The following is a 25,956-nucleotide window of genomic DNA, read 5'->3' as shown; positions in this document are numbered from 1 at the left end:
GGGACGTTGACCCCGAGAACTCGCTGGACCATCGCGATCTTGGCGGTGGTGGCGGCGCTGGTGGCGGCATTCGTCGCGCAACTGCGCGACGACTCCCGGCCAGCCGCGACGACGTCGCCCGCCAGCTCGGGGCCGAATCGAGAGCATCGCGACGCCGACACACCGGCCGCGCTGGCCGGCCCCCGCGCGCGAGCAAACCTGCCACCGTGCCCCGCGCCGGGCAACGGCGCCGGACCCGCGATCCTGCGCGGCGTGGTGGTCGAATGCGCGGCCGACGGATCCACCGTGGACGTCGCGCGTGCGCTGGCCGGCCGCCGGGTGGTCCTCAATATATGGGCGTACTGGTGCGCGCCGTGCGCGGCCGAATTGCCCGCGATGGCCGAATATCAGCGCCGGGTCGCCGCCGACGTCACGGTGGTAACCGTGCATCAGGACGAGAACGAGTCCGCCGCATTGTTGCGGCTGGCCGAGCTGGGCGTTCGGCTCCCGACCTTGCAGGATGGGCGGCGGCTGATTGCCGCAGCACTCAAGGTCGCAAATGTGGTGCCCGCGACCGTAGTGCTGAGACCGGACGGTAGCGTTGCGCAGACGCTGCTGCGCGATTTTGCGAGTGCCGACGAGATCGAGGCCGCGGTCGGAAAAAACGGATGACCGAGTTCGGCGGTCCGACAATGGCTGGGCAGGTGGACCCGACAAGGAGGCGCCGGTGAGTGGTGGGGGTGCCGCCCGCGCGCAGGGGACGGTTCCCCTGACGCCCGACGTCTGCCCGTCCTGGTTGCGCCCGCTGGTCGACAACGTGGGCCAGATCCCGGAGGCCTACCGGCGCCGGTTGCCCCCCGATGTGCTGGCGATGGTGACCGCGGCCCGGGCGGCGTCCGCCAACGACGACCGCGAGGCCGCTGTGCTGGTTCTGTTTTCGGGTCCCGAGTCCGGTCCAGGCAACGGCGCCGTACCCGACGACGCCGACCTGTTGCTCACCGTGCGGGCGTCGTCACTGCGACACCATGCGGGCCAGGCGGCGTTCCCCGGTGGCGCGGCCGACCCCGGCGATCGCGGGCCGGTTGCCACCGCGCTGCGAGAAGCCCACGAGGAGACCGGGATCGACGTCACCCGGCTGTACCCGCTGATCACGATGGAGAAGACGTTCATCGCCCCGTCGCAGTTCCACGTCGTCCCGGTGCTGGCCTACTCGCCCGACCCCGGACCGGTCGCGGTGGTCAACGAGGGCGAGACGGCGATCGTGTCGCGGGTTCCGGTGCGCGCGTTCGTCAATCCGGACAACCGGCTGATGGTTTACCGCGGGGACCTCGGCAATCGTTGGGCAGGTCCGGCGTTTCTGCTGAACCAAATGCTGGTTTGGGGATTCACTGGCCAGGTGATCTCTGCCGTTCTCGACGTCGCCGGCTGGGCAAAGCCGTGGGACACCAACGACGTCCGTGAACTCGACGACGCGATGGTGCTGGTCGGCCGGCAGGGTGGCGGGCGATGAACTCGATGACCCCGTCGCAGTGGCTGGATGTCGCAGTTCTCGCTGTCGCTTTCATCGCCGCCATCTCGGGCTGGCGTTCGGGCGCGGTGGGTTCGCTCTTCTCGTTCATCGGTGTGCTGCTGGGCGCGATCGCCGGGGTGCTGCTGGCGCCCCACATCGTCAGCCACATCGCCGCCCCGCGCGCCAAGCTGTTCGGCGCGCTGTTCCTGATTCTCGCGCTGGTCGTCGTCGGTGAGGTCGCCGGCGTGGTGCTGGGACGAGCCGTGCGCGGCGCAATCCGCAGCCGCACATTCAGAACCGTGGACTCGGTCATCGGGGTGGGGGTGCAGCTCGTCGTCGTGCTCACCGCCGCGTGGCTGCTGGCGACGCCGCTGACCCAGTCGAAAGACCAGCCCGAGCTGGCGGCCGCGGTCCGCGGATCGCGGGTGCTCGCAGAGGTCAACACCATCGCGCCCCCGTGGTTGAAGACTGTGCCCAAACGCCTTTCGGCGCTGTTGAACACCTCGGGGCTGCCCGCGGTGCTCGAGCCGTTCAGCCGCACTCCGGTGGTCCCGGTCGAATCACCGGATCCGTCGCTGGCCACCAATCCGGTGGTCACCGCCGCCGCGCCCAGTGTGGTGAAGGTACGCAGCCTCGCGCCCAGCTGCCAGAAAGTGTTGGAGGGCACGGGATTTGTGATCGCTCCCGATCGGGTCATGACCAATGCGCACGTGGTCGCCGGGTCCAGCAGCGTCCAGATCTACGCCAGCGGTAACCCGTTGGACGCCACCGTCGTTTCCTACGACCCTTCGGTCGACATTGCCATTCTTGCCATTCCGAACCTGCCGCCTCCGCCACTGGCTTTCAGCGACACCGAGGCGAAGACCGGCACCAACGTGGTGGTGCTCGGTTACCCCGGCGGCGGCAACTTCACCGCGACCCCGGCCAGGATTCGCGAGGCCATCAAACTCAGCGGCCCCGACATCTACCGCGATCCGCAGCCGGTCACGCGCGACGTCTACACCATCAGAGCCAATGTGGAGCAAGGTAATTCGGGTGGGCCGCTGATCGACCTCAGCGGTCACGTGCTGGGCGTGGTGTTCGGCGCTGCTGTCGACGATCCCGACACCGGGTTCGTGTTGACCGCCGGTGAGGTGGCCGGCCAGATGGCCAAGATCGGTGACACCCAACAGGTGGGCACCGGGACCTGCGTCAGCTGATCAGTGCACCTGCTCGAAAAACCTCATCAGGTGTCTGTTGATTTCCTCGGGCATCTCTTCGTGGCTGTAATGCCCTGCGCCGGCGACGGATACGTAGCGGCCCTGCGTCGCATAGCGCTGACTGTGGTCGACCGGATCGGCCAGCACGTAGGGGTCGGCGTCGCCGCGCAGATGTAGCAGCGGCACCCCGAGCTGGCGCGACATCGACTTCATGAATCGCCGGCCTTCACCGCGCAGCTGGCTGCGCACCGCCCAGCGCTGGTATTCCAGGGCGCAGTGCGCCGCACCGGGAATCTGGATCGCCGTGCGCAGATAACCGATCGCTTGCGAGAAGTCCTCGGAGGCAACCCATTTGGCGGAGCTACGGTGCTTGACCAGACGCTCGATCTCGGCGCCGTTGTCGCGGGTCAGCAGCCGCTCGGGCCATAGCGGCAGCTGATAGCGCAGCAGGGTCGGCAGCAGTGCGGAACTCTGGTCGCGGCGCGTCAACGCCGATCGGCGCAGCGCCGCCGGATGTGGCGAGCTGACCAGCGCGATGGCGCGCACCAGCCGCGAATGCAGCATTGCGGTGGTCCAGCAGCACAGCCCGCCGTCGGCGTGGCCGACGAGGGTCGCCGACGAATGCCCAAGCGCGCGAATAAGTCCGGCCGTGTCGCCGGCGAGCGTCCAGCCGTCGTAACCACGCGGCGGCTTGTCGCTGCCGCCGTAACCGCGCAGGTCGACCGCGACCACCCGGGCATCGGTCAGCCCACGCAGCTGATGACGCCAGGACCACCAGAACGAGCCGAATCCATGCAGCAGCATCACCAGCGGTCGTGCGGCTGCCGCCGCCGGTGCGCCCGGACCGGTCGGTAACGCCTCGACGACGTGGAATCGAATGCCGTTGGCGTGCACGTCCAAATGGCGCCAAGGCCCGTCGATGCGGACCATCGACGGATCAGGTACTGCCATTTACCAACCTGAGGGGTCGCCGGGGTTGCCGTTCTCGGGCTTGGCGTGCTTGCCGGGTGCGTCGGTCAGCTGCTTGGTCGCGGCGGCGTGCTTGTCGTGGCCCGGGGTGAGCGCGGTGCGCGTCTCCTTGACCGATTCGATGGTCTCCTGTGGTCCGCGGATCCGGCGCACCTTCAGATAGCCCAGCAGCGCCAGCACGGCTCCGACCACGACCATGAGCGCGAACACGATCAGGAAGGCCACCCAGCGCCACAACCAGTTGTCGAGCAGCTCGGCGAGAAAGAAGAAGAAAAAGAAGGTGGAGTAGAACAGCACCACCAGCGCGGCGATGAAGAAGACGCTGCCGGTGAGGCCCTTCTTGATGTCGCGGGTGATCTCCGCGCGGGCCAGCTCGACCTCGGCGCGCACCAGCGTGGACGCCTGCGTCGTCGCGTCTTTGATCAGGTCACCGATCGACGGTTCGCCGGGCCTGGCGTGCGGGTCGGCCAACGGAATCGTGGTCAGCGTGCTCGGCACACCATTACTGCGATCGACCTTGCTCACTAACGGTCCTCTCCGTTGAACTGCCCGGCTCCTGATAAAGCCGCTGCTTGGCTCGCATAGTCGCCGAGCCCGTTCGCTGTCGTCGCGGTTTATGTTGCCATGCGCCGCGATGCCAGACGAGGCCAGCCGAAGTCCGCGGGACCCGGCGACCGAAGGGTCCGGCCGCCGCCATTCGCACAGCAAGAGGGGCGCCGGGGTGATCATCTAGACTGGCGCAGCTGTTCTCCGACATCCGGCCCGCTGATGGGAGTTGCGCATTGCAAACGGCGCATCGGTGCTTTGTGGCGGCGCTGGTGGCCGTGCTCCTCGTCCAGCCCGCTTTGCCCGCACACGTCGCGGCCGCTGACGACCGGGTCCCGATGGGGGGTGGCGCCGGCATCGTCATCAACGGGGACACCATGTGCACGCTGACCACGATCGGCGGCGATGCCGCCGGTGAGCTGATCGGGTTCACCTCCGCGCACTGCGGTGGACCGGGCGCGCAGGTCGCCGCCGAGGCCGCCGAAGGCAGAGGCATCCTGGGCGTCATGGTCGCGGGCAACGACGCCCTGGACTACGCGGTGATCAAGTTCGATCCGGCCAAAGTGGCGCCGGTGGCCAACTACGGCGGGGTCATCATCAACGGCGTCGGTCCGGAACCGGGGTTCGGGCAGATCGCCTGCAAGCAGGGCCGGACGACCGGCAATTCTTGTGGTGTCACCTGGGGGCCGGGCCAGGATCCGGGAACCATCGTCATGCAGGTGTGTGGCCGCCCGGGTGACTCCGGTGGGCCGGTGACGGTCGACAACCTGCTGGTCGGGATGATCCACGGCGCGTTCAGCGACAACCTGCCGACCTGCATCATCAAGTACATCCCGCTACATACTCCGGCGGTGGTGATGTCGTTCAACGCGATCCTGGCCGACATCAACGCCAAGCACCGGCCCGGTGCGGGCTTCGTCCCGATACCGGTCTGAGCTACTTGGCCTCTCTGATCGCGTCGAAGACGCCCGGGTCAAGCAGTGTCGACGTGTCCCCGAGGTCGCGATTTTCGGCGATGTCGCGCAACAGCCGGCGCATGATCTTGCCGCTGCGGGTCTTGGGCAGTTCGGGCACCACGTGGATCTCGCGCGGCTTGGCGATCGGCGAGATCTCCCGGGCCACCTCGTCGCGCAACTCCTCGACGATGCCCTCGTGCATGTCGTACTCGGCGCACATCACGACGAACGCGCAAATGGCTTGGCCCGTGGTCTCGTCTTTCTTTGCGACCACCGCGGCCTCGGCCACTCCGGAGTGGCCGACCAGCGCCGACTCCAGCTCGGCGCTCGAAAGCCGATGCCCGGACACGTTCATCACGTCGTCGATGCGGCCCACCACCCAGATGGCGCCGTCGCGGTCGTAATAGGCGCTGTCGCCGGCGAAATACCAGCCCTGGTCGGCGAACCTGGACCAGTAGGTCTCGACGTACCTATCCGAGTCGCCCCAGATGCCGCGCAGCATGGACGGCCACGGCTGGTCCAGGACCAGGTAGCCGGTGACGTGTTCGCCATGGTGGACGGTCGGCGTCAGTTGATCGCCGTGGTCGTCGACGATGCTGGCCGAGATCCCCGGCAGCGCCCTCATCGCCGAACCAGGTTTGGCCGCAGCGACTCCGGGCAGCGGAGAGATCATCGCCGAACCCGTTTCGGTCTGCCACCAGGTGTCCACGATCGGCAGGCGGTCGGCGCCGATCACCCTGCGGTACCAGCGCCAGGCCTCCGGGTTGATCGGCTCGCCGACCGTGCCGAGCAGTCGAAGGCTGGACAGGTCGTGTGCATCGGGGATCTCGCGGCCCCACTTCATGAACGTCCGGATCAGCGTGGGCGCCGTGTAATAGATTGTGACGCCATACTTTTCGATGATTTCGAAATGCCGGTGCTGGCTGGGCGAATCGGGAGTGCCTTCGTAGAGGACCTCGGTGACGCCGTTGGACAGCGGACCGTAGACGCCGTAGGTGTGCCCGGTGACCCAGCCGATGTCGGCGGTGCACCAAAACACGTCGCGGTCAGGCTTGATGTCGAAGATGTTGTAGTGCGTGTACGACGTCTGCGTTAGGTAGCCGCCGCTGGTGTGCACGATGCCCTTGGGCTTTCCGGTGGTGCCCGAGGTGTACAGCAGGAACAGCGGGTGCTCGGCGTCGAAGGGCGCCGCGGTGTGTTCGGCCGACGCGGAATCCACCACGTCGTGCCACCACACGTCGCGGTCGTCGTTCCAGGACACGTCAATTCCGGTGCGCCGCACCACCAGAACCTTCTGGACCGGGCTGTCGCCGTCCGGCCCGGGCGCCACGGCCTCGTCGGCGGCATCCTTCAACGGTGCCGGCTTGCCGCGCCGGAACTGTCCGTCGGCGGTGATCAGCACCTTGGCCTGGGCGTCGGCGATGCGGGCGCTCAGCGCCTTGGCGGTGAAACCGGCGAACACGACGCTGTGCATGACACCCAGTCGCGCGCAGGCGAGCATCGCGATCACGGCTTCGGGGATCAACGGCAGGTAGATGGCGGCGCGGTCGCCGGCGACCAGACCGAGATCGGTCAGCGCGTTGGCCGCTTTGCACACCTCGTCCTGCAGGTCGGAGTAGGTCAGGCTGCGGCTGTCGCCGACCGGCTCGCCCTCCCAGTGAATCGCCACCCGGTCGCCGAGGCCGGCCTCGACGTGGCGGTCCACACAGTTGTAGGCGACGTTGAGCTTGCCGTCGGAAAACCACTTGGCGAACGGCGCCTGCGACCAGTCCAGCACCTCGGTGAACGGCTCGGTCCACGTCAGCCGGTTGGCCTGCCTGGCCCAGAACGCCAGCCGGTCCGCTTCGGCCTCGCGGTAGAGATCCTCGCGGGCGTTGGCCTGCTCGGCGAATTTCGCCGGCGGCGGATACGACGAAGGGCCTTCGGTGTGTGTGGCGGTCACGGGCTTCGCTCCTATGTCGAGTATGTCCAGGGCCGGGTTTCGAGCTGGTCAACCGTCTGTGAGCCTAGACCCGCCCGCCGAATCTGTGGACGCCAATCCGGGGGTAAACCTCGTTGTCATCCCGCATAATCACGGTTGTGCCGGAATGTCGCGGGCAGCGTGCCCGTTGTTTATTTCTCAGCATTGCCGCGGCCGCAACGAGTTACGCGGTCGCCGGCGTGCTGGGGCCGCACGCGTCGGCGGTGCCGGTCGGCGATCAGGCGGTGCCGTGTCGCTCGGAGCAGGTCGACGTGGCCGCTTCCCCGACGCAGGCCGCCGTGGGCCACCGATCGGTGACCCTGACGTTCAGCCTCGCCGGTGGTGCGGAAGAGTGCACGCTGACCGGCTACCCCGCGGTCGAGACGGGCGGCGGCGGGCCGGACATTCACGCCAAGCCCACGCCACGCGGCTACCTGGGCGGCTTGCCGAGCGATGTCGATGAGCCGCCCACCGTCACCCTGTCGCTGGCCTCACAGGGGCAGGCCATCGTGGAGGGCGTGGCCATAGACCGCAAGGGCAACCCGTGCCCCAATTACACCGCGCTGCAGGTCAACCCGCCGAACACGATCATCGTGTTCACGGTGCCGGTCACCATCGACGCCTGCGAATTGCAGGTGCACCCCGTCACCGCCGCCCAGCAGCAGTAGGACCTAGTACGGGCTCGCCCTTTCCAGGCAATAGACAACCGGGGGAGTGGGGTAGCTGACTCCGTTGAGCCCCGACGGGCAGTCCGAACTGTTCGCGGTGCCGTCGATGCGCTGGATGACTCGCATCACGCCCGACTCATGATCATTGCAGTCGCCCAGAGTCAGTTTGGGACTGTCGCGCTCGCCGGATACGAGATAACACTGGCCCTGTTTCAGGTTCAGGGCGAAACACAGGATGGTCGAGCTGTCGGTATAGCGGTCATAGATGGAACCCTCGCGCTTCCCGTCCGGGCACTGTGCCGACGGTCCGCCTTTGGCGGCAAGCAAGTAGGTATTCGCCGGATTGGCGCAGTCGTTGCCCGGACTCGAATCGAATGCCTCTGAGCGATAAGACGTTTGAGTAATGCACTCGCCAACCTGCATCGACGTGCGTTCTTGATGCTTGGCGAGCCGCGATGCCGCGTTGACGAAGTCTGCCACGATGCCGAGCACCAGCACGACGGCGCCGATCGTGATCAGCGCGGTGGATGCCCCGCTCGTGCGACGCGGGGGCGCGGGCGCGCGGTACGCCGGATAACCCGGGTAGGGCGGATAACCGGGGTAGGGCGGGTAGCCGGGATAGGGCCGCTGCGGGCCCGGATACCCCATCGGCTGCGGTGGGTAGGGGTAACCGGGGCGCGGCCGCCGGCGGCCGCGGTAACGCTCCCATAGGCCGACGATCAGACAGATCAATCCGATGAGGGGAACACCCAGAGCGAACGCCGTCTCGCCCAGCGCCACACCCGCGTCGTGTTCCGAGGCGAGAAGCGTGACCCCCATGTCGAAATCCTAGGTTGTCGACGCCGGCTGGTGCACTTCACCGGCGGTCCTTGCGTGGCCGATCTGCTCGCAGGCCCTAGGGTCGCTGTCATGCGTTGGATGCGGGCTATGACTGCCGTCGTCATGTTGACGACCGCGTCGCTGGCCGGCTGCGGTGGCGGCGTGCTGAGTCCTGAACTGGTGGTGGTGAACGGCGGCGAGCCGCCGAACCCGCTGATACCGACCGGCACCAACGACAGCCTCGGCGGGCGGATCCTGGATCGGCTGTTCGCCGGCCTGGTCTCCTACGACGCCGACGGCAAACCGTCGCCGGAGGTGGCGCAGTCCATCGAGACCACCGACAATGTCAACTACCGGATTGTTCTCAAACCGGGCTGGAAGTTCACCGACGGCTCCGCGGTGACGGCACATTCGTTCGTCGACGCGTGGAATTACGGTGCTCTGAGCGCCAATGCGCAACTGCAGCAGGACTTTTTCAGTCCGATCGCCGGATTCGACGACGTAGCCGGCCCGCCGGGCGACGGCAAGCCGACCACGATGTCCGGGCTTGCGGTGGTCAACGATCTCGAGTTCACGGTGCGGCTCAAGGCACCGACCGTCGACTTCAAGTTGCGCCTGGGTCATAATGCGTTCTATCCGTTGCCGGACAGGGCATTTCGGGACATGGCGGCGTTCGGGCGCAACCCGGTGGGCGACGGGCCGTATCGGCTGGCCGACAATCCCGACGGACCCGCCTGGGAACACAACGTGAAGATCGACATGAAGCCGAACCCCGATTACCACGGCAACCGCAAACCTCATAACAAGGGCCTGAGGTTCGAGTTCTACGGCAACCTGGATACCGCCTATGCCGACCTGCTGTCCGGCAATCTCGATGTACTGGACACGGTTCCGTCCAGCGCGCTGACAATCTACCGCCGCGACCTGGGCGACAACGCTGCCAGCGGACCCGTCGCGGTCAGCCAATCACTCGACACACCATTGCGGCTGCCGCATTTCGGCGGCGAGGAGGGCCGGCTGCGGCGGTTGGCCTTGTCGGCCGCGGTCAACCGCCCGCAGATCTGCCGGCAGATCTTCAACGAGACCCGCAGCCCGGCCCGCGATTTCACCGCCCGCTCCCTGCCGGGGTTCGACGCGAACATCCCGGGTAACGACGCACTGGACTTCAATCCCGAACGGGCACGGCAACTGTGGGCGCAAGCCAACGCGATCTCGCCCTGGAGCGGGCGGTACGCCATCGCCTACAACGCGGACAGCGGCCACCAGGAGTGGGTGGACGCGGTGGCCAATAGCATCAAGAACGTGCTGGGCATCGACGCCGTCGGCGCTCCGCACCCGACGTTTGCGGGGTTCCGCACCCAGATCACCAACCGCACCATCGACACCGCCTTCCGCGCCGGATGGATCGGCGACTATCCGTCGATGATCGAATTTCTCGCCCCGCTGTACGCCACCGGTGCGGGGTCCAACGACGTCGGATATTCCAGCCGGGAGTTCGACGCCGGGCTCGCAGCCGCCGAGGCCGCGCCCAGCCTGCAGCAGGCCGACGTGCTGGTCAACGTGGCGCAACGAATCCTGTTGCACGACATGCCCGCTGTACCGTTGTGGTACTACATCGCCGTGGTCGGGTGGTCGCCGGAGGTCAGCAACGTCAAGGTCACCTGGAACGGTCTGCCCGACTACGAGAACATCGTCAAGGCCTAAGACATGGGTTGGTATATCGCACGAAGGCTCGCGGTGATGGTGCCGGTCTTCCTGGGCGCCACCTTGCTGATCTACGGCATGGTCTTCCTGTTGCCCGGTGACCCGCTGGCCGCGATCGCCGGAGACCGGCCGCTGACACCCGCGGTCGCCGCGCAGCTGCGGGCGCGCTACCACCTCGACGATCCGTTCCTGTTGCAATACCTGCGCTACCTCGGCGGCGTGCTGCACGGCGACCTGGGCCGGGCCTATTCCGGCCTGCCGGTCAGTGCTGTTCTGGCACATGCCTTTCCGGTCACCATCCGACTGGCGCTGATCGCGCTCATCGTGGAGTCGGTGCTGGGCATCGGATTCGGTGTGATATCGGGCCTGCGCCAGGGCGGCCTTTTCGATTCGACGGTGCTGATCACCGGACTGGTCATCATCGCTATCCCGATCTTCGTGCTGGGCTTTCTGGCACAGTTCGTGTTCGGGGTCCGGCTGGGCATCGCGCCGGTCACCGTCGGCGAACGGGCCAGCTTCGCGCGGTTGCTGCTACCCGGAATCGTGCTGGGCTCGGTCTCCTTCGCTTACATCGTGCGGTTGACCCGGTCGGCGGTGGCCGCCAACGCGCATGCCGACTATGTCCGCACCGCCACCGCCAAGGGGTTGTCGCGGCCGCGGGTCGTGACCGTGCACATCCTGCGCAACTCGCTGATCCCGGTGGTGACGTTCCTGGGCGCCGATGTGGGTGCGCTGATGGGCGGGGCCATTGTGACCGAGGGCATTTTCAACATTCACGGTGTCGGCGGTGTGTTGTATCAGGCCGTCACCCGGCAGGAGGCGCCGACGGTGGTGTCGATCGTGACGGTTCTGGTTCTGATCTATCTGATCACCAACCTGCTGGTCGATCTGCTCTATGCGGCGCTGGACCCGAGGATCCGCTATGGCTGAGCACTCCGGCTTTTGGGGCCAGACCTGGCGCAAGCTGCACCGGCGCCCGAAGTTCATCGTCGCGGGCCTGATGATCCTGATCATCGTGCTGATGGCGCTGTTTCCGGCCTTGTTCACCGACGCCGACCCCGCCTACGCCGATCCCAGCCAAAGTCTGCTCGGCCCCTCGGCGGCGCACTGGTTCGGCACGGATCTGCAGGGCCACGACATCTATGCCCGCACGGTCTACGGGGCGCGGGCCTCGGTGACCGTCGGGCTGGGTGCCACGCTGCTGGTGTTCGTCGCCGGCGGGGCGCTCGGCGCGCTGGCCGGCTTCTATGGCGGCTGGATCGATGCGGTGGTCTCGCGCGTCACCGACGTGTTCTTCGGGCTGCCGCTGCTGCTGGCCGCGATTGTGCTGATGCAGGTCCTGCGCCACCGCACGGTGTGGACGGTGATCATCATCCTGGCCTTGTTCGGCTGGCCGCAGGTGGCCAGGATCGCTCGCGGTGCGGTGCTCGAGGTACGGGCCAGCGACTATGTGCTCGCGGCTAAAGCGTTGGGGTTGAGCAGGTTTCAAACCCTGCTACGGCATGCGCTGCCCAATGCCGCGGGTCCGGTGATCGCGATGTCCACGATCGCGCTGGGCGCCTTCATCGTCACCGAGGCCACGCTGTCGTATCTCGGTGTCGGACTGCCGACCTCGGTGGTGTCGTGGGGTGGCGACATCAACCTGGCGCAGACGCGGCTGCGGGCCGGCTCGCCGATTCTGTTCTATCCCGCCGGCGCACTGGCTTTGACGGTGCTGGCGTTCATGATGATGGGCGACGCCCTGCGCGATGCCCTGGACCCGGCCTCGCGAGCGGAGCGGGCATGACCGACCCCCTGTTGAGGGTCGAGGGCCTGGAAGTCAGGTTCGGCGACCACGACCCCGCGGTCCGCGGCGTCGACCTGAGCGTCATGCGCGGGCAGACCGTCGCCGTGGTCGGCGAATCGGGATCGGGCAAATCGACCACCGCCGCCGCGGTCCTGGGCCTGCTACCGCCCGGCGGGCGAATCACCGCCGGCCGCATCACTTTTGACGGGCGGGACATTACCTCGGCTGATCGCAAGCTGCTTCGTTCCATCCGTGGCCGACGCATCGGCTACGTACCCCAGGACCCGATGACCAACCTCAACCCCGTCTGGAAAGTCGGCTTCCAGATTCGGGAAGCGTTGCGCGCCAACCGGAGCGATCGCAAGCGCGGCGAAGCCGGGCGAAGCGGGTCGCGACCATCGGGCACCGATGGCCGACAAGCCCGCCGCCGGGCGGTCGAGTTGCTCGCCCAGGCCGGCATGCCGGATCCGGAGAAGCAGGCGGGCAAGTACCCGCACCAGTTGTCGGGCGGCATGTGTCAGCGCGCGCTGATCGCCATCGGGCTGGCGGGCCACCCGGAGCTGCTGATCGCCGACGAACCGACGTCCGCGCTCGACGTCACGGTGCAACGGCAGGTGCTCGACCACCTGCAGCGTCTCACCGACGAACTCGACACCGCGCTGTTGCTGATCACGCACGATCTGGCGCTGGCCGCCGAACGCGCCGAGCACGTCGTCGTCGTGCACCGCGGAATGGTGGTGGAATCCGGTGCCGCGCAGTCGATCCTGGCCGATCCGCAGCATGAGTACACGCGCCGGCTGGTGGCCGCGGCCCCGTCGCTGACGGTGCGGAGTTCGGCGCCGGCGCGCCCGGCGGCCGACAGCGGGGCGGGCGACATCCTCGTCGCCTCCGAGCTGACCAAGGTCTACCGTGAGTCGCACGGCGTACCGTGGCGCCGCACCCAGTTCTGTGCCGTCGACGCGGTGTCGTTCGGGCTGAAGCGGGCCGGCACCCTGGCCATCGTCGGCGAATCGGGCTCGGGCAAGTCGACGGTTGCCCGGATGACGCTGGGTTTGCTCCAACCGACCTCGGGCACAGTCGTTTTCGACGGTGACGAGATTTCTGATGCGCGCAACCGCGACGCGATGATGGCCTTTCGCCGGCGCGTGCAGCCGGTATTCCAGAACCCCTACAGCAGCCTGGACCCGATGTACTCGGTGTTCCGCGCGATCGAGGAGCCGTTGCGGATCCACCGCGTCGGCGACCGCGGGCAGCGCGAGAAAGCGGTGCGTGAACTCGTCGACCAGGTGGCCTTGCCGTCAACGGTGCTCGGTCGGTTGCCGCGCGAGCTCTCCGGCGGCCAACGTCAACGGGTCGCGATCGCGCGGGCGTTGGCGCTGCGGCCCGAGGTGCTGGTCTGCGACGAGGCGGTCTCAGCGCTCGACGTGCTGGTGCAGGCGCAGATCTTGGACCTGCTGACTTCGTTGCAGGCCGAACTGGGCCTGGCCTACCTGTTCATCAGCCACGACCTCGCGGTGATCCGGCAGATCGCCGACGATGTTCTGGTGATGCGCGCCGGGCGGGTCGTCGAGCGCGCGGCGACCGAAGAGCTGTTCACCAGGCCCCGCCACGAATACACCCGCCAATTGCTGGAGGCCATTCCCGGGGCGTCCATGCCACCCCGCTAGGTTGGCAATCTGTGACGGCAGACCCGCTGGCTCCGCTGATGGAGCTCCCCGGCGTCGCTGAGGCCAGTGACCGGGCCCGCGACGCGTTGGGCCGTGCCCACCGCCATCGAGCAAATCTGCGCGGCTGGCCGGTAACCGCCGCCGAGGCCGCGCTGCGGGCGGCCCGCGCTTCCTCGGTGCTCGATGGCGGTCCGGTGCGGTTCGAGGACTTAGCGGACAGCTCAGGGGTGAGCGATCCGGTGTTCGGCGGAGCGCTGCGGGTGGCTCAGGCGCTGGAGGGCGGTGGCGGCGCGTTGATCGGCGTGTGGCAGCGATCGCCGTTGCAGGCGCTGGCCCGGCTGCACATGCTGGCGGCGGCCGACCAGGTCGACGACGAACAACTGGGCCGGCCGCGGGCCGACCCCCAGATCGGGCCTCGTCTCGAGCTGCTCGGCGAATTGGTGACCGGTCGCACGCAGGTGCCGGCACCGGTCCTGGCCGCGGTCGCGCACGGAGAACTGCTGACGCTCAAGCCCTTTGGCAGCGCGGACGGAGTGGTCGCGCGGGCGGTGTCCCGGCTGGTGACGATCGCCAGCGGGCTGGATCCGCACGGGCTGGGTGTGCCGGAGGTGAGCTGGATGCGCAAACCCGGTGACTATCGCAGCGCCGCAAGCGGATTCGCCGAAGGTACACCGGCCGGCGTCGGAGCTTGGTTGGTGCTGTGTTGCCGGGCGATGCAGGCCGGCGCGCAGGAGGCGTTGTCGATCGCCGAGTCGTTGCCAGGCAAGGGCTGAGCCGCGTCCAGAAAAGGGTCCGGACATGCAGAGCGGGCGGCGTTCCGAAATATTCGGTCCGCCGCCCGCTAGCACGGAACTCGGTTACCAAGCGTGCATGTATGGGGCTGCGTGGGTGGCCTCGGCGATCTTGCGACGCTTCGAGCTACCACCCCACCCAAAGGGTTGTTCACGCTCTCTGCTTTTTCGCAATTACGCAGGCCCGCAACACTTCTGCCATCTTCGCGGCTATGACTCCGCGTGGGTGCCGAGCACCGTGCTGGGCGCCCGGTTCGGGAGAACGAACCTTCTCTTCCGGATCGACCTTGGCCTTACCGGGCTTCCGTGGTTCCTTTGTACTACTGGAGCCTTAGCACAGCAAGGCCCAATTCTGCGAACGTTGCGAATTCATAGGGATCGGTGCGGGGCGCCGGATTTGCTGGGACGCGCGCCTAGAACGCGAGGCGGCGCAGCAGCGAGTATGTCACCGCGCCGGCGGCCAGCGCGGTGATACTCACCGCGGCCGTGGTGGCGATCGCGGCACCTGAGGGCGCCGGAATCCGGTCTCGCAGCGAGACGGGCCGCGAGAAACTCAATACGGGCCAACCACGTTCGGTCGCTTCTTTGCGCAAACCGCGGTCGGGGTTGACCACGCTGGGATGTCCGACCGACTCGAGCATCGGTAAGTCGGTGATCGAGTCCGAATAGGCGTAGCAGTGTTCCAGCGGGTACCCCTCGCGGGCCGCCAGCTCGCGGATGGCTTGGACCTTGCCCTCGCCGTAGCAGTAGAAGGCGACGTCGCCGGTGTACTTGCCGTCCTCGACGACCATCCGGGTCGCCATCGCATGCGTGGCGCCCAGTGCGCGGGCGATCGGCGCGACGATTTCCTCGCCCGAGGCGGACACCACGACGACGTCGCGGCCGCACAATTTGTGCGCCGCGATCAGGTCCGCGGCCTCGGCGAACACGAGCGGAGTCACGATGTCGTGCAGCGTTTCGTTGACGATCGATTTGACCTGAGCGACGTCCCAGCCGGTGCACATGTTGGTCATGTGAGTGCGCATTCGGTCCATCTGGTCATGATCAGCACCGGAGAGCAGGAAGATGAATTGGGCGTAGCTGGACTTCAGCACGGCGCGCCGATTGAGCAGTCCCTGGTTGAAGAACGGTTTGCTGAACGCCAGGGTGCTGGACTTGGCGATGATCGTCTTATCCAGGTCGAAAAAGGCCGCGGTGCGAGCGTGCTTGGTGTCGGTCGCGGCCGTCTGCGGCGAGGTTTGCTGAGGCGCGTCCGAGTTGGAGACGGTCACCGACACAGCATAGGTCGGTCAGTCGGCGCGTCCGGGGGTTGCCGGCAAAACGGGGGCTGATCTGGGAGTAACAGACGAGGCCAGCGGTGTTTTTGCGGCCCGAATTATTTCTGGGAAAAAAACAACCACTTGCGGCACCGCCCACTGTCGTGTGTATAGTAAGCATTACTCGGCCTGAGCCGAGGGTGTATCAGCCCGACCCCCCGGGGCTGATGCACGACGACCTCCGCCTCCTCCCCCCCTGGCGGGGGTCGTCCCTTTTCTGGGGTAATTTTCCCGATAAACACGCGTTCTAACGTGGCCTCCGGTGCGTTGCGGGCACAGTGTTATCCCTCGGGCGGGCAAGCGTCGCACCCCGAAGTTTGTGCACACCCTCGTATCTCTCCACAAATCCCGATCTGGCACTGGTGTGCCATCCTGAGCTGCCCGCACGGTGGTGGGGTGACTATCGCGACCAGTGCCGAGGCGAGAGGTGCCGCGGGCGTACTCGCGGTGCTGACGGACCCGATTTTGCGCGACGAATTGGACCGGGTGGCCGCCGCCGTCGGCGTTCGAGTGGTGCATGCCGGCGGTGCGGCGGGGGGACGGAAAACGTGGTCGGCGGCCGCGGCGGGGGGGCTCGATGCGGCGGGCGCGGACCGTTGTCGGCGCGCCGGTCTACCGCGTCGCACTCACGTCAGCGTGTTGTGCGCCGCCGAACCCGCGACGGCCACCTGGTCGGCCGCGATCGGGGTCGGCGCTGCGCACGTGCTGAGCATGCCCGCGCAGGAGCACGAATTGATCCGCGAGCTCGCGGAGTCCGCCGAATCCATCCGGGACGACGAGCTGCGCGGACACGTCATCGGGGTGATCGGTGGGTGCGGCGGGGCCGGCGCGTCATTGTTCGCGGCCGCACTGGCGCGGATCGCGAATGATGCACTGCTGGTTGATCTTGATCCGTGGGGCGGCGGCCTGGATTTGTTGCTGGGCGGTGAGAGCGCACCCGGCTTACGGTGGCCCGACTTGGCATTGCACGGCGGACGGCTCAGCTGGCCGGCCGTGCGCGATGCCCTGCCGCGCCTGCAGGGCATCAGCTTGCTGTCCGGCACCCGGCGTGACCACGAACTGGACGCCGGGCCGGTGGACGCGGTCATCGATGCGGGCCGCCGCGGCGGCGTCACGGTGGTGTGCGATCTGCCCCGTCGGCTGACCGACGCCACCCGGACCGCACTCGATGCCGCCGACCTTGTTGTCGTCGTCAGTCCGTGCGATGTGCGGTCCTGCGCGGCGACGGCGGCGATGACGCCGGTGCTGGCCACGATCAATCCCAATCTCGGCCTGGTAGTCCGTGGCCCGTCGCCGGGTGGATTGCGGGCGGCGGAAGTCGCCGACATCTGCGGCCTGCCGCTGCTGGCGTCGACGAAGGCTCAGCCGCAACTGGCCGAGCAACTCGAACACGGCGGTCTGCGGTTGGGGCGGCGATCGGCTCTGACGGCGGCGGCTCGCCGGGTGCTCACGGTGCTGCCGCGCGCGGGAGCCCGGCCGAAAGCCAGTGCGGCGTGAGCGAATCGCTGATTGAGCGGGTACGCGAGCGGTTGGCGACCGAATCGGCTCCGTTGCGACCCAACGTGGTGGCCGCCGCGATCCGGGCCGAATCCGGCGGGATGCTCGGCGATACCGAGGTCCTGGCCAACCTCCGGGTGCTGCAGACCGAACTGACCGGCGCCGGGATCCTCGACGCACTGCTCTGTGCGGACGGCACCACCGACGTCCTCGTCACCGCCCCGGACGCGGTGTGGGTCGACGATGGAAACGGTCTGCGTCGCAGCCATATCCGGTTCGCCGACGAGGCGGCGGTACGACGGCTGGCGCAGCGGTTGGCGATGGCCGCCGGGCGTCGTCTCGATGACGCACAGCCGTGGGTGGACGGCCAGCTGAGCGGTATCGGCGCCGGCGGACTTGCGGTCCGGTTGCACGCGGTGTTGCCGCCCGTGGCTGCCGGCGGCACGTGTTTGTCGCTGCGGGTCTTACGGCCGGCTACCCAGGATCTGGCGGCGCTGACCGCCTCGGGCGCGATCGAACCGTCGGCTGCGGTGTTGGTAGCCGACATCATCGCGGCCCGGTTGGCCGTTCTGGTAAGCGGTGGCACCGGCGCCGGAAAGACGACATTGCTGGCGGCCATGCTGGGTGCGGTATCGCCGGCCGAACGGATCGTCTGCGTCGAGGACGCGGCCGAATTGGCGCCCCGGCATCCGCACCTGGTCAAGCTGGTCGCGCGGTGCGCCAATGTCGAAGGCGTAGGCGAGGTTTCGGTGCGCCAACTCGTCCGGCAGGCGCTGCGGATGCGGCCGGACCGCATTGTCGTCGGAGAAGTCAGGGGCGCCGAAGTGGTCGACCTGCTCGCAGCGCTGAACACCGGCCACGACGGCGGGGCCGGGACGGTGCACGCCAACAATCCGGGCGAGGTTCCGGCCCGGCTGGAGGCGCTGGGCGCGCTCGGCGGTTTGGACCGGACCGCGTTGCACAGTCAGCTCGCGGCGGCGGTTTTATCTGTAACGGGTTGTGGGGTGTGTAGGACTGTCACCCACGTGGGTTTTAGATGGGGTTTTCTCGTAGGGGACACTGTTATCTGTAACGGTGTCACCGACGTTGGCTCGCGGTGGGTGTTGCTGTGTCAGACCCCTGACACACGTCCTACACATGCGTACGGATTAGCAGACCTACCCGGTCGGTAGTACACATGTAACTTACGTGCCTACCAGCGGCAGCGAACGGTTTCACAGTTCCCGTTACAGATAAGAGCGCCAGGTACTGCTGCACGTCGCCCGGGACCGCAGCGGCCGGCGCCGCCTCGCTGAGATCGCGGTGCTGTGCCAGGTCGGGGAACGAGTTCAGGCGGTAACGGCGTGGCACGCCGAGCGGGGGATGACCGACGCTGCCGACGAACTGCATGCCTTGCTGCAAAGCCGGTTGCCGGCATGAACGGTATCCCGGCCGGTGCGTTGCTGGTGGCGTTGGCGCTGTTGGCTCTTCCGCCATCACCGCGACGGCGGCTCAGGCCGACGCCAGCGCGCCGACGGGTTGTCGGCGGCCGTGGGCTGGGTTGTCTGGCGGCATGCGCCGGTGTTGCCGGCGCGGCGCTGCTGCCGATGACGACTGTCCTGGCCGGCGCGGCCGTGGCCGCCACGACGAGCCTGCGCTACCGCCGGCGTCGGCAGCGCCTACGCGCCGCCGAGGAGGGCCGGACATTGGAGGCCGCGCTGGATGTGCTGGTCGGCGAGCTGCGAGTGGGTGTCCATCCGGTGCAGGCGTTTGCTGTTGCTGCCGACGAAACCGCCGGTGCGGTGTCGATCTCGCTGCGAGGCGTCGCGGCGCGGGCGCGACTGGGCGCCGACGTCGTGGCCGGCTTGCGCGCCGCGGCGTGCTCCTCGGGCCAGCCCACGCACTGGCATCGACTGGCCGCGTGCTGGCAGCTGGCCGCCGAGCATGGCCTCGCGATCGCCACGCTGATGCGTACCGCCCAACGCGATATCGTTGAGCGGCAGCGATTCTCGTCGCGGGTTGATTCCGCCATGGCCGGGGCGCGGGCCACCGCAGCGATACTGGCGGGACTGCCGGTGCTGGGGGTGTTGCTGGGCCAACTGATCGGGGCGCGTCCGCTGAGCTTCCTGCTGAGTGGACACGCCGGCGGATGGCTGCTCGTTGTCGGCTCGGTGCTGACGTGCACCGGGCTGCTGTGGTCCGACCGCATCGTCGCGCGTGCGGGAGCCGGGCCGTGAGCATCGCGGCGGTCTTGCTCGCCGTGGCGCTGTTGATCGGGCCGGGGCCGTCGGTGGTGCGGGCGCGCGCCGGCACAACGCCTCGTGCGCAACGGTTTCGGATCGCGCGGGCCGACGAGAAGGCCCGCGGAACGGACCCGCTGGCCGTCGCATCCAGCTTCGACGTGCTGGCAGTGTGTCTGGAGGCCGGGATGGCCGTGTCGACCGCGGCCGCCGCGACCGCAGCGTCCGCCCCGCCGAGGCTGGCCCGGGTATTGCGGCGCGCCGCCGATCTGCTGGCCCTGGGATCCGATCCCGCTGTGGCATGGTCAATCTCGCCCGAGAAGACGGTCGACGTGCAGACCGATGCGCTCCTGCGACTGGCCCGACGTTCGGCGTCCTCGGGTGCGGCACTGGCCGGCGGCGTCGCAGAGCTGGCCGACCAGTCTCGGCACGACGCCGCGCATACCGCCGCTGCGGCCGCCGAGCGCGCGGGCGTGCTGATCGCAGGCCCGCTCGGGCTGTGCTTCCTGCCGGCGTTCATCTGCCTGGGCATTGTCCCGGTGGTCGCCGGGCTGGCCGGAGATGTTCTGCAGTCGGGCTTGTTGTGAAGGCATTACAACAGAGGAGATACATTGGTGATCAACATGTTTCGCGTAATGATGGCGCGGATGGCGGTCCTTGCCGCCGACGAGTCGGGAATGTCCACCGTCGAATACGCGATCGGCACTATTGCGGCGGCCGCCTTCGGCGCGATTCTCTACACCGTCGTCACCGGCGATTCGATCGTGTCGGCGTTGACCAACATCATCGGTCGCGCGCTCAACACCAAGGTCTGATCGGCTGCGCCGGTGCGAGCACCGTGGAAGCGGCTTTGGCGATCGCCACACTGGTGGTGGTGCTGGCGTTTTGCCTGGCCGGCGTTGCGGCCGTGGCAATGCAGGTTCGCTGTGTTGATGCCGCCCGCGAGGCGGCCCGGCTGGCCGCGCGCGGTGACGAACGTTCAGCCGTCGACGTCGCGCGTAGCATTGCGCCGGGCGGATCGCGGATCCAGGTGCGCCGCGACGGCGATTTCGTCGTGGCCACGGTTATCGTGCACTCAAAGTTGCTGCCCGCCTTGGATATCAGTGCTAAGGCCGTCGCGGCGGCGGAGCCGTCGCGATGAGCGCGGGGCGGCGACCGTCCTCGCGGCGGCAATAGTCGCGGTGCTGCTGTGCGTCACGGGCGCCGGCGCGTACATCGGCTCGGCGGTGGTGGCACGCCATCGTGCGCAGGCGGCTGCCGATCTGGCCGCGCTGGCCGCCGCGGCGCGGCTACCTACCGGAGCCGCGGCGGCCTGCGCCCGGGCGAGTGCGATAGCCCGCACGATGCGAGTCGACGACGTGGGCTGCCGGGTGGAAGATCTCGACGTCGTCGTCACCGTGCGCGTGGCGGTGGTGTTCGGCGGTGTGGCTCAGGCCGCCGCTCGGGCAGGGCCGGTCGACGCGGCGTAGCTCAGGCGTTGTCGTCTGTGGCTTTTGCCAGCCCGGCGTTGGCCAGCTCTTCGTCGCTGGGCAAGCGCAACGAGAGCAGCCCGACGAAGGTCTCCGGTTCCAGTTCCACACGATTGGCGGTCACGTGCACCGGCACCCAGTCGCCGTCGAAGCCGCGCATCCGCAGCACCCGGTTGGTCGATCCCTTATCGAATTCCTGTGTCATGGCTGACATTTGGGGCACGTCGTCGGGATGGACCTTCGGCCTGGCCTTGTCGGAGCCTCGCCAGTCGTAGAAGGTGCACGGCTCGTCGAGCCATTTCAGCAGGGTCCAGGTGTTGAGGTCGACGAGTGCCCGGTGAACGCCGGCCTGCCGCAGCCCGTCGAGGATCCGCAACGCCAGATCGTCGGTGGAAACGTTCGGCCCCTTGAGCTCGGCGCGCCAGTTCATCGCACGTGCGACGAGGTGGTCCTTGCCACTGGGTCCGGGCTCGAGCGCGCTGCGGCCGATGAAGCCTATCCGGATAGGATTGCCCTGCCAGTCGGTGAGATCCCATGTGCTGCATATGGTTTGGCCGGGTTCGGCTTTGACCGCCATGGCAAGAACTTTGGTTTCGTTCGGGTTGAGCTCGCGCGAAGGAAGGTCTTCGGCAAAGGCCCGCCCGAAGGTGACTTCGACCTCGGGGTTCTTGCCGCTGATGACCAGCGATTCCCGCGTGTCCGTGGCCACGCCGAGGGTCAGGTCCCACTTCAGCGGACCCGCGGTGGGCCGCTCCGGCGGGTCGATGTCAGCGGGCCCGGTCCACACATGCACACCGTGGATGCAGCCGTCGGACATCACCACCGGTTCGGTGCGGATCACGCGGTCGTGCTTGGGCGTGATGCTGGTCAGGCTCTGGCCGGTGCGCATCGACTCGGCGATCGCGGTCCGGACGGCGGCGAGATGGGGACTGCGGCGGAGGAAGGTCGTGATAGGGACAAGGTTCTTGAGCTGCCGCCCCTGTGCAACCACGGCAGGCTCTTCCCCCAGTGTCTCCACGAGCAACCAGTCGTGGGCCATGCGCTCGATTTTAGGGCGCGCGGGCGCATCTGAGGATCCCCAGGCGCGCCGACATCGCCTCAGCAAATCCGTCACGGAACCAGTTCAGCGATACTTCGAATCGACTTCGCCGGCGCTAAGTTACTGGTAAGTTTGCAAACGCCATCACAGCCTTGGTAGGTTTTCTGCTCCGGCCGTTGGTCGCGCTTTGAGACAGCATGTCGGCGTTTCTTTAGCAAAGAGGAAACGCATTCGGCGGTTGTTATATGCAGATTCCGTGGAGGTCGACCGTCGAGGGGTCGGTCGCCGTCCCGTGGATCGCTCAGCGCGATCGCTACGGCAACTCCGCAAGCACCAGTCTGAGCACTTGCACAGCTCCCGCCTTATCGAGCGGGTTATTCCCATTTCCGCACTTGGGGGACTGGACGCACGACGGGCAACCCATCGGGCATTCGCACGCTTCGATGGCCGCGGCGGTAGCACTCAACCAGGTCCGCGCCTGCCGAAATCCACGTTCGGCGAAGCCCGCCCCGCCCGGATACCCGTCGTAGACGAACACGCTGGGCTCACCCAGCGGACCGAGGGCGGTGGACATTCCGCCGATATCCCCGCGATCGCAGCTGGCGACCAGTGGCAGCAGCCCAATTGCGGCGTGTTCGGCGGCGTGCAACGAGCCGGGAATCCGCGTTGCGTCAATTCCCTTGCTTGCCAACGCTTCCGGCGTGATCGTGTACATGACCGCGGTGGTGTCCAGGATGTGTTCGGGCATGTCCAGCTCGATGAAATCGATGACCTCCCCGGACAGGCGCCGACGTAGGTACCCCACCACCTGGTGGGTGACCCGGACCGGCACCACGCCCAGGGTCACCGGGCCGAACGTCGACTGCTCGCCGCTGCCGGTGACCTTGATGTCGGTGATTTCGCGCGCGAACGTCGCATAACCGGGATCCTCGGCGTGCACGAACGCGATTGCCTCCTCGAGATCCAGCGAATCGACGACGTACGTGTCGCCCTGGTGGAGGTACACCGCGCCGGGGTGCACCGACGCGGGAGCCTGACCGAGTCCGGTGCTGCCCAGCAGTCGCCCGGTGTCGGCCTCCACGATGACGATCTGGCCACCCGCCGAGCCCCGGATGTCGACCGCGCCATGCGGTTCTAGGCCGGGTGCCGGGAAGTACTTGCCGCCGCGCCGGCGCAATAACCCGTCGTCGACCAGCCCCTCGGCCACCCGCATGGCGCCGAGTTCTCGGACTTCGGCGTCCTCGAGTGGCAATTCGGTTGCGGCGCAGAGCAGTTGGGGCCCGAGGAGATAGGGGTTCGCCGGGTCGATCACCACCCGCTCGACCGGTTTGTCCAGCAGCGCTGCGGGATTGTGCACCAGATAGGTGTCCAGCGGATCGTCACGGGCGATCAACACCACCAGGGCCCCCTGCCCGCGGCGCCCCGAGCGGCCGGCCTGTTGCCAGAACGAGGCAACCGTCCCGGGGAAGCCGGCCAGCACCACCGCGTCCAGCCCGGCGATGTCTACCCCCAATTCCAGCGCGTTGGTGGTGGCTAAACCCCGCAATCGGCCCTCCGCCAGCGCGCGCTCCAGCGCGTTGCGGTCCTCGGCGAGATAGCCGGCCCGGTACGACGCCACCTGCTGCGACAGGCCCGCGGCAATGTCGTCCAGCCGCGCCCGGGCACCCAGGGCGGTCAGTTCGGCGGCCCGCCGGGAACGCACGAACGTCAGGGTCTGCGCGCCCTCGGCGATCAGGTCGGCCATCACCCGTGCCGCCTCGACACCGGCCGACCGTCGCACCGGGGCGCCGTGCTCGCCGGTGACGTCGGTGCGCAGCGCGGGTTCCCACAACGCGACGGTGCGCTCGCCCTGCGGTGAGCCGTCTTCGGTGACCTCTTCGACCGGCAGACCGATGAGTTCGGCCGCCGTCGCGCCGGGCGCATCCGTCGTCGCACTGGCGAAAATGAAGGTCGGCTGACAACCGGGTCGAGCCGAGTAGCGCGCACACAGCCGCAGCAGGCGGCGCAACACCATTGCTACGTTCGAGCCGAAAACACCTCGGTAGTAATGACATTCGTCGACGATTACGAAGCGCAACCCGCGCAGCAAGACGGCCCAGCGCGGATGATTTCGCAAGATGGACAAATGGATCATGTCCGGGTTGGAGAACAGCCAGCGGGAACGCTCGCGCGCGAACCGGCGAACCTCGGCGGGGCTGTCGCCGTCGTAGGCGGTGGGCGCGACATCGGAAAGTCGCGGCACCGCGGCGGTCAGTGCATGCGCGGCGCGCAACTGGTCGTGACCAAGCGCTTTTGTCGGCGACAGGTACAGCACCCGGGCCAACGGATCGGTCGCCAGCGCATTGAGTACCGGCAGTTGATACGCCAGCGACTTGCCCGACGCGGTACCGGTGCTGACCACGACGTGGCGACCGTCGTGGGCCAATTCGGCCGCCCGCGCCTGGTGTGACCACGGGGCTGCGATGCCGCGGTCGGTAAAGGCCGCGATGACGTCGGATTCGGCCCACTTCGGCCAAAGATGGGGCCGGCCGCTGCGGGCGGGCAGCTCCGCGACATGGCGCAGCGGGTGCTCGTCCGGCGCGGTTCCGGCGAGCGCGACGGCCAGCAGGTCGCTGCCGAAACTCGCCACGTCACACCCTCCAAGAATCAGTCAGGGACACAAGTCTGTCGCCGAGACCATGAACATGGTTGACTGTTTGCGGTCGTAGCTTCTGTGTTCGTGTCAAAACTTCGCAGGATCGACGTTGCGACCCGCGGTTCCTGCGAGGTTAGCGGTCGGGTGAAGTTCCGACGACTCCGCGAGGTATGGCGGTGACAACGGGCCCGGGGCACCGAAAAGCGGTGCTCCGAACCTTGAAGAAAAGGAAAGATCGAGAAATGCCACAGGGAACTGTGAAGTGGTTCAACGCGGAGAAGGGGTTCGGTTTCATCGCCCCCGAGGATGGTTCCGCGGATGTTTTTGTCCACTACACGGAGATCCAGGGTTCGGGCTTCCGCACCCTCGAAGAAAATCAGAAGGTCGAGTTTGAGATCGGCCACAGCCCTAAGGGCCCCCAGGCCACCGGAGTCCGCTCCGTCTAAATCGAGCAGATTCTGACGAAAACCCCCCGTGCAACCCGCTTTGCGGGTGTCGCCGGGGGGTTTTCACTATCTATTCACTCCTGCGCAACCTTGGGCTGGAAGCGGGCGACACGCCGCGTGTCGCGCCGCGCCGAATGCCTCAAAGCGGGGACGGGCGGCCTGGCTTACTGTCGGTGTGGTGAGCCAGCTTTCCTTCTTCACAGCGGAGGCGGTGCCGCCCGCCGTCGCCGATCTGTGCGGGGTGCTGGCGGCCTCTGGCCAAATCGTGACGGTGGGCGTCCCAGACGGCTCCGAGGGCCGTGGCGCCCGGCTGTCGGTCGTTGTGGATCAGCTCTGGCGCGCCACAGCGCTGGCCGAGATGATCTCCGAGGCCGGCCTGGTCCCCGAGATCGGTCGCACGGACGAAGACACACCTCTGGTGCGAACGGCGATCGATCCGTCGCTGAGCGCGATCGCGGCGGAATGGACCCGCGGCGCGGTCAAAACGGTGCCGCCGCGGTGGCTGCCCGGTCCGCGCGAATTGCGGGCGTGGACCATCGCCGCGGGCACGCCCGAGGGCGAGCACTACCAGCTCGGTCTGGATCCCCACGCCCCCGACACCCATTCGCCGCTCGCATCGGCGCTGATGCGGGTCGGGATCGCGCCCACCCTGATCGGTACCCGCGGCGGGCGCCCGGCACTGCGGATCAGCGGCCGACGCAGGCTATCGCGGCTGGTAGAGAACGTAGGGGAACATCCTGACGGCGCCGAGGCGTTGGCGCTGTGGCCGCGGGTCTAGCCG

25 protein-coding genes and 1 pseudogene are annotated in these 25,956 nt (G+C 67.7%); 19 read left to right on the top strand and 7 right to left on the bottom strand.

The window, feature by feature from the left end; genetic code table 11:
• Nucleotides 1-6: 6 nt before the first annotated feature.
• The 3 genes from MAAFP003_RS25465 to marP are packed head-to-tail and all read left to right on the top strand — an operon-like array spanning nt 7 to nt 2,688.
• On the top strand, nt 7-651 hold the full coding sequence (locus MAAFP003_RS25465; protein WP_096290391.1) for a TlpA family protein disulfide reductase: 645 nt from the start codon (nt 7-9) through the stop codon (nt 649-651).
• 55 nt (nt 652-706) lie between these two features.
• Nucleotides 707-1,489, top strand: coding sequence for an NUDIX hydrolase (locus tag MAAFP003_RS25460; RefSeq protein ID WP_096290390.1), 783 nt, complete (start codon nt 707-709; stop codon nt 1,487-1,489).
• A 5-nt stretch (nt 1,490-1,494) separates the two neighbouring features.
• Nucleotides 1,495-2,688 carry an acid resistance serine protease MarP gene (marP, locus tag MAAFP003_RS25455; protein ID WP_096291415.1) on the top strand — a complete coding sequence of 398 codons (1,194 nt, stop codon included), beginning with the start codon at nt 1,495-1,497 and terminating at the stop codon, nt 2,686-2,688.
• On the opposite strand, the gene MAAFP003_RS25450 is transcribed toward marP, so the two are convergent.
• A complete protein-coding gene (locus MAAFP003_RS25450; protein WP_096290389.1) occupies nt 2,689-3,639 on the bottom strand; it encodes an alpha/beta fold hydrolase in 951 nt (316 codons plus the stop codon). It abuts the gene before it with no gap.
• Nucleotides 3,640-4,182, bottom strand: coding sequence for a phage holin family protein (locus MAAFP003_RS25445; RefSeq protein ID WP_096290388.1), 543 nt, complete (start codon nt 4,180-4,182; stop codon nt 3,640-3,642). It lies immediately after the preceding gene.
• 257 nt (nt 4,183-4,439) lie between these two features.
• Here MAAFP003_RS25445 and MAAFP003_RS25440 point away from each other — a divergent pair, with 257 nt between their 5' ends.
• A complete protein-coding gene (locus MAAFP003_RS25440; protein ID WP_096290387.1) occupies nt 4,440-5,138 on the top strand; it encodes a chymotrypsin family serine protease in 699 nt (232 codons plus the stop codon).
• 1 nt (nt 5,139) lies between these two features.
• On the opposite strand, the gene acs is transcribed toward MAAFP003_RS25440, so the two are convergent.
• Nucleotides 5,140-7,101, bottom strand: coding sequence for an acetate--CoA ligase (gene acs / locus MAAFP003_RS25435; protein WP_096290386.1), 1,962 nt, complete (start codon nt 7,099-7,101; stop codon nt 5,140-5,142).
• Between the two features lie 218 nt (nt 7,102-7,319).
• Between acs and MAAFP003_RS25430 the strand changes: the two genes are divergently transcribed.
• Entirely contained in the window at nt 7,320-7,787 is a 468-nt protein-coding gene (locus tag MAAFP003_RS25430; protein WP_096290385.1) for a DUF4232 domain-containing protein, read from the top strand.
• 3 nt (nt 7,788-7,790) lie between these two features.
• On the opposite strand, the gene MAAFP003_RS25425 is transcribed toward MAAFP003_RS25430, so the two are convergent.
• On the bottom strand, nt 7,791-8,606 hold the full coding sequence (locus MAAFP003_RS25425) for an LppU/SCO3897 family protein (RefSeq protein WP_096290384.1): 816 nt from the start codon (nt 8,604-8,606) through the stop codon (nt 7,791-7,793).
• 90 nt (nt 8,607-8,696) lie between these two features.
• Here MAAFP003_RS25425 and MAAFP003_RS25420 point away from each other — a divergent pair, with 90 nt between their 5' ends.
• The 5 genes from MAAFP003_RS25420 to MAAFP003_RS25400 are packed head-to-tail and all read left to right on the top strand — an operon-like array spanning nt 8,697 to nt 14,536.
• On the top strand, nt 8,697-10,310 hold the full coding sequence (locus MAAFP003_RS25420) for a peptide ABC transporter substrate-binding protein (protein ID WP_096290383.1): 1,614 nt from the start codon (nt 8,697-8,699) through the stop codon (nt 10,308-10,310).
• Between the two features lie 3 nt (nt 10,311-10,313).
• Complete coding sequence (locus tag MAAFP003_RS25415) at nt 10,314-11,240, top strand: ABC transporter permease (RefSeq protein WP_096290382.1); 927 nt, start codon at nt 10,314-10,316, stop codon at nt 11,238-11,240.
• Nucleotides 11,233-12,096, top strand: a complete 864-nt coding sequence (locus tag MAAFP003_RS25410) for an ABC transporter permease (RefSeq protein WP_096290381.1) — start codon at nt 11,233-11,235, stop codon at nt 12,094-12,096. Before MAAFP003_RS25415 ends, MAAFP003_RS25410 begins: the two co-directional genes overlap by 8 nt.
• Nucleotides 12,093-13,763, top strand: coding sequence for a dipeptide ABC transporter ATP-binding protein (locus MAAFP003_RS25405; protein ID WP_096290380.1), 1,671 nt, complete (start codon nt 12,093-12,095; stop codon nt 13,761-13,763). Before MAAFP003_RS25410 ends, MAAFP003_RS25405 begins: the two co-directional genes overlap by 4 nt.
• 11 nt (nt 13,764-13,774) lie before the next feature.
• On the top strand, nt 13,775-14,536 hold the full coding sequence (locus tag MAAFP003_RS25400) for a Fic family protein (protein ID WP_096290379.1): 762 nt from the start codon (nt 13,775-13,777) through the stop codon (nt 14,534-14,536).
• A gap of 431 nt (nt 14,537-14,967) precedes the next feature.
• Here MAAFP003_RS25400 and MAAFP003_RS25390 read toward each other — a convergent pair whose 3' ends face one another.
• Nucleotides 14,968-15,825 carry an HAD-IB family hydrolase gene (locus MAAFP003_RS25390; RefSeq protein WP_096291414.1) on the bottom strand — a complete coding sequence of 286 codons (858 nt, stop codon included), beginning with the start codon at nt 15,823-15,825 and terminating at the stop codon, nt 14,968-14,970.
• A gap of 492 nt (nt 15,826-16,317) precedes the next feature.
• On the opposite strand from MAAFP003_RS25390, the gene ssd reads away from it, so the two are divergent.
• From ssd to MAAFP003_RS25355, 7 genes and pseudogenes are all read left to right on the top strand, one after another.
• Nucleotides 16,318-17,367: a septum site-determining protein Ssd gene (gene ssd, locus MAAFP003_RS25385; RefSeq protein WP_096291413.1), complete on the top strand. Its 1,050-nt coding sequence runs from the start codon at nt 16,318-16,320 to the stop codon at nt 17,365-17,367.
• Nucleotides 17,364-18,392, top strand: a pseudogene (locus MAAFP003_RS25380) (TadA family conjugal transfer-associated ATPase); the annotation flags it as partial. The gene ssd and the pseudogene MAAFP003_RS25380, both read left to right, overlap by 4 nt.
• 390 nt (nt 18,393-18,782) lie before the next feature.
• A complete protein-coding gene (locus MAAFP003_RS25370; protein ID WP_096290377.1) occupies nt 18,783-19,583 on the top strand; it encodes a type II secretion system F family protein in 801 nt (266 codons plus the stop codon).
• On the top strand, nt 19,580-20,173 hold the full coding sequence (locus MAAFP003_RS25365) for a type II secretion system F family protein (RefSeq protein WP_207768610.1): 594 nt from the start codon (nt 19,580-19,582) through the stop codon (nt 20,171-20,173). Before MAAFP003_RS25370 ends, MAAFP003_RS25365 begins: the two co-directional genes overlap by 4 nt.
• A 36-nt stretch (nt 20,174-20,209) precedes the next feature.
• Nucleotides 20,210-20,401: a DUF4244 domain-containing protein gene (locus tag MAAFP003_RS25360; RefSeq protein WP_096291412.1), complete on the top strand. Its 192-nt coding sequence runs from the start codon at nt 20,210-20,212 to the stop codon at nt 20,399-20,401.
• A gap of 23 nt (nt 20,402-20,424) precedes the next feature.
• The gene (locus MAAFP003_RS29755) at nt 20,425-20,727 is read left to right on the top strand and encodes a TadE family type IV pilus minor pilin (protein WP_243394199.1); all 303 of its coding nucleotides are present in this window, start codon (nt 20,425-20,427) and stop codon (nt 20,725-20,727) included.
• Nucleotides 20,728-20,767: 40 nt separating this feature from the next.
• Entirely contained in the window at nt 20,768-21,055 is a 288-nt protein-coding gene (locus MAAFP003_RS25355; protein WP_341477112.1) for an Rv3654c family TadE-like protein, read from the top strand.
• Nucleotide 21,056: 1 nt separating this feature from the next.
• On the opposite strand, the gene MAAFP003_RS25350 is transcribed toward MAAFP003_RS25355, so the two are convergent.
• Complete coding sequence (locus tag MAAFP003_RS25350) at nt 21,057-22,094, bottom strand: PAS domain-containing protein (protein ID WP_096290375.1); 1,038 nt, start codon at nt 22,092-22,094, stop codon at nt 21,057-21,059.
• A gap of 313 nt (nt 22,095-22,407) precedes the next feature.
• Entirely contained in the window at nt 22,408-24,723 is a 2,316-nt protein-coding gene (locus MAAFP003_RS25345) for a DEAD/DEAH box helicase (RefSeq protein WP_096290374.1), read from the bottom strand.
• A gap of 248 nt (nt 24,724-24,971) precedes the next feature.
• On the opposite strand from MAAFP003_RS25345, the gene cspA reads away from it, so the two are divergent.
• Complete coding sequence (gene cspA / locus MAAFP003_RS25340) at nt 24,972-25,175, top strand: cold shock protein CspA (RefSeq protein WP_007166602.1); 204 nt, start codon at nt 24,972-24,974, stop codon at nt 25,173-25,175.
• Nucleotides 25,176-25,353: 178 nt separating this feature from the next.
• Nucleotides 25,354-25,953 carry a hypothetical protein gene (locus tag MAAFP003_RS25335; protein WP_096291410.1) on the top strand — a complete coding sequence of 200 codons (600 nt, stop codon included), beginning with the start codon at nt 25,354-25,356 and terminating at the stop codon, nt 25,951-25,953.
• Nucleotides 25,954-25,956: the final 3 nt, after the last annotated feature.

Origin of the sequence: Mycobacterium ahvazicum, assembly GCF_900176255.2 — a bacterium.
GTDB lineage: Bacteria > Actinomycetota > Actinomycetes > Mycobacteriales > Mycobacteriaceae > Mycobacterium > Mycobacterium ahvazicum.
Note: the sequence above shows the minus strand (reverse complement) of the source record. Positions and strands in the feature narration are given on the sequence as shown.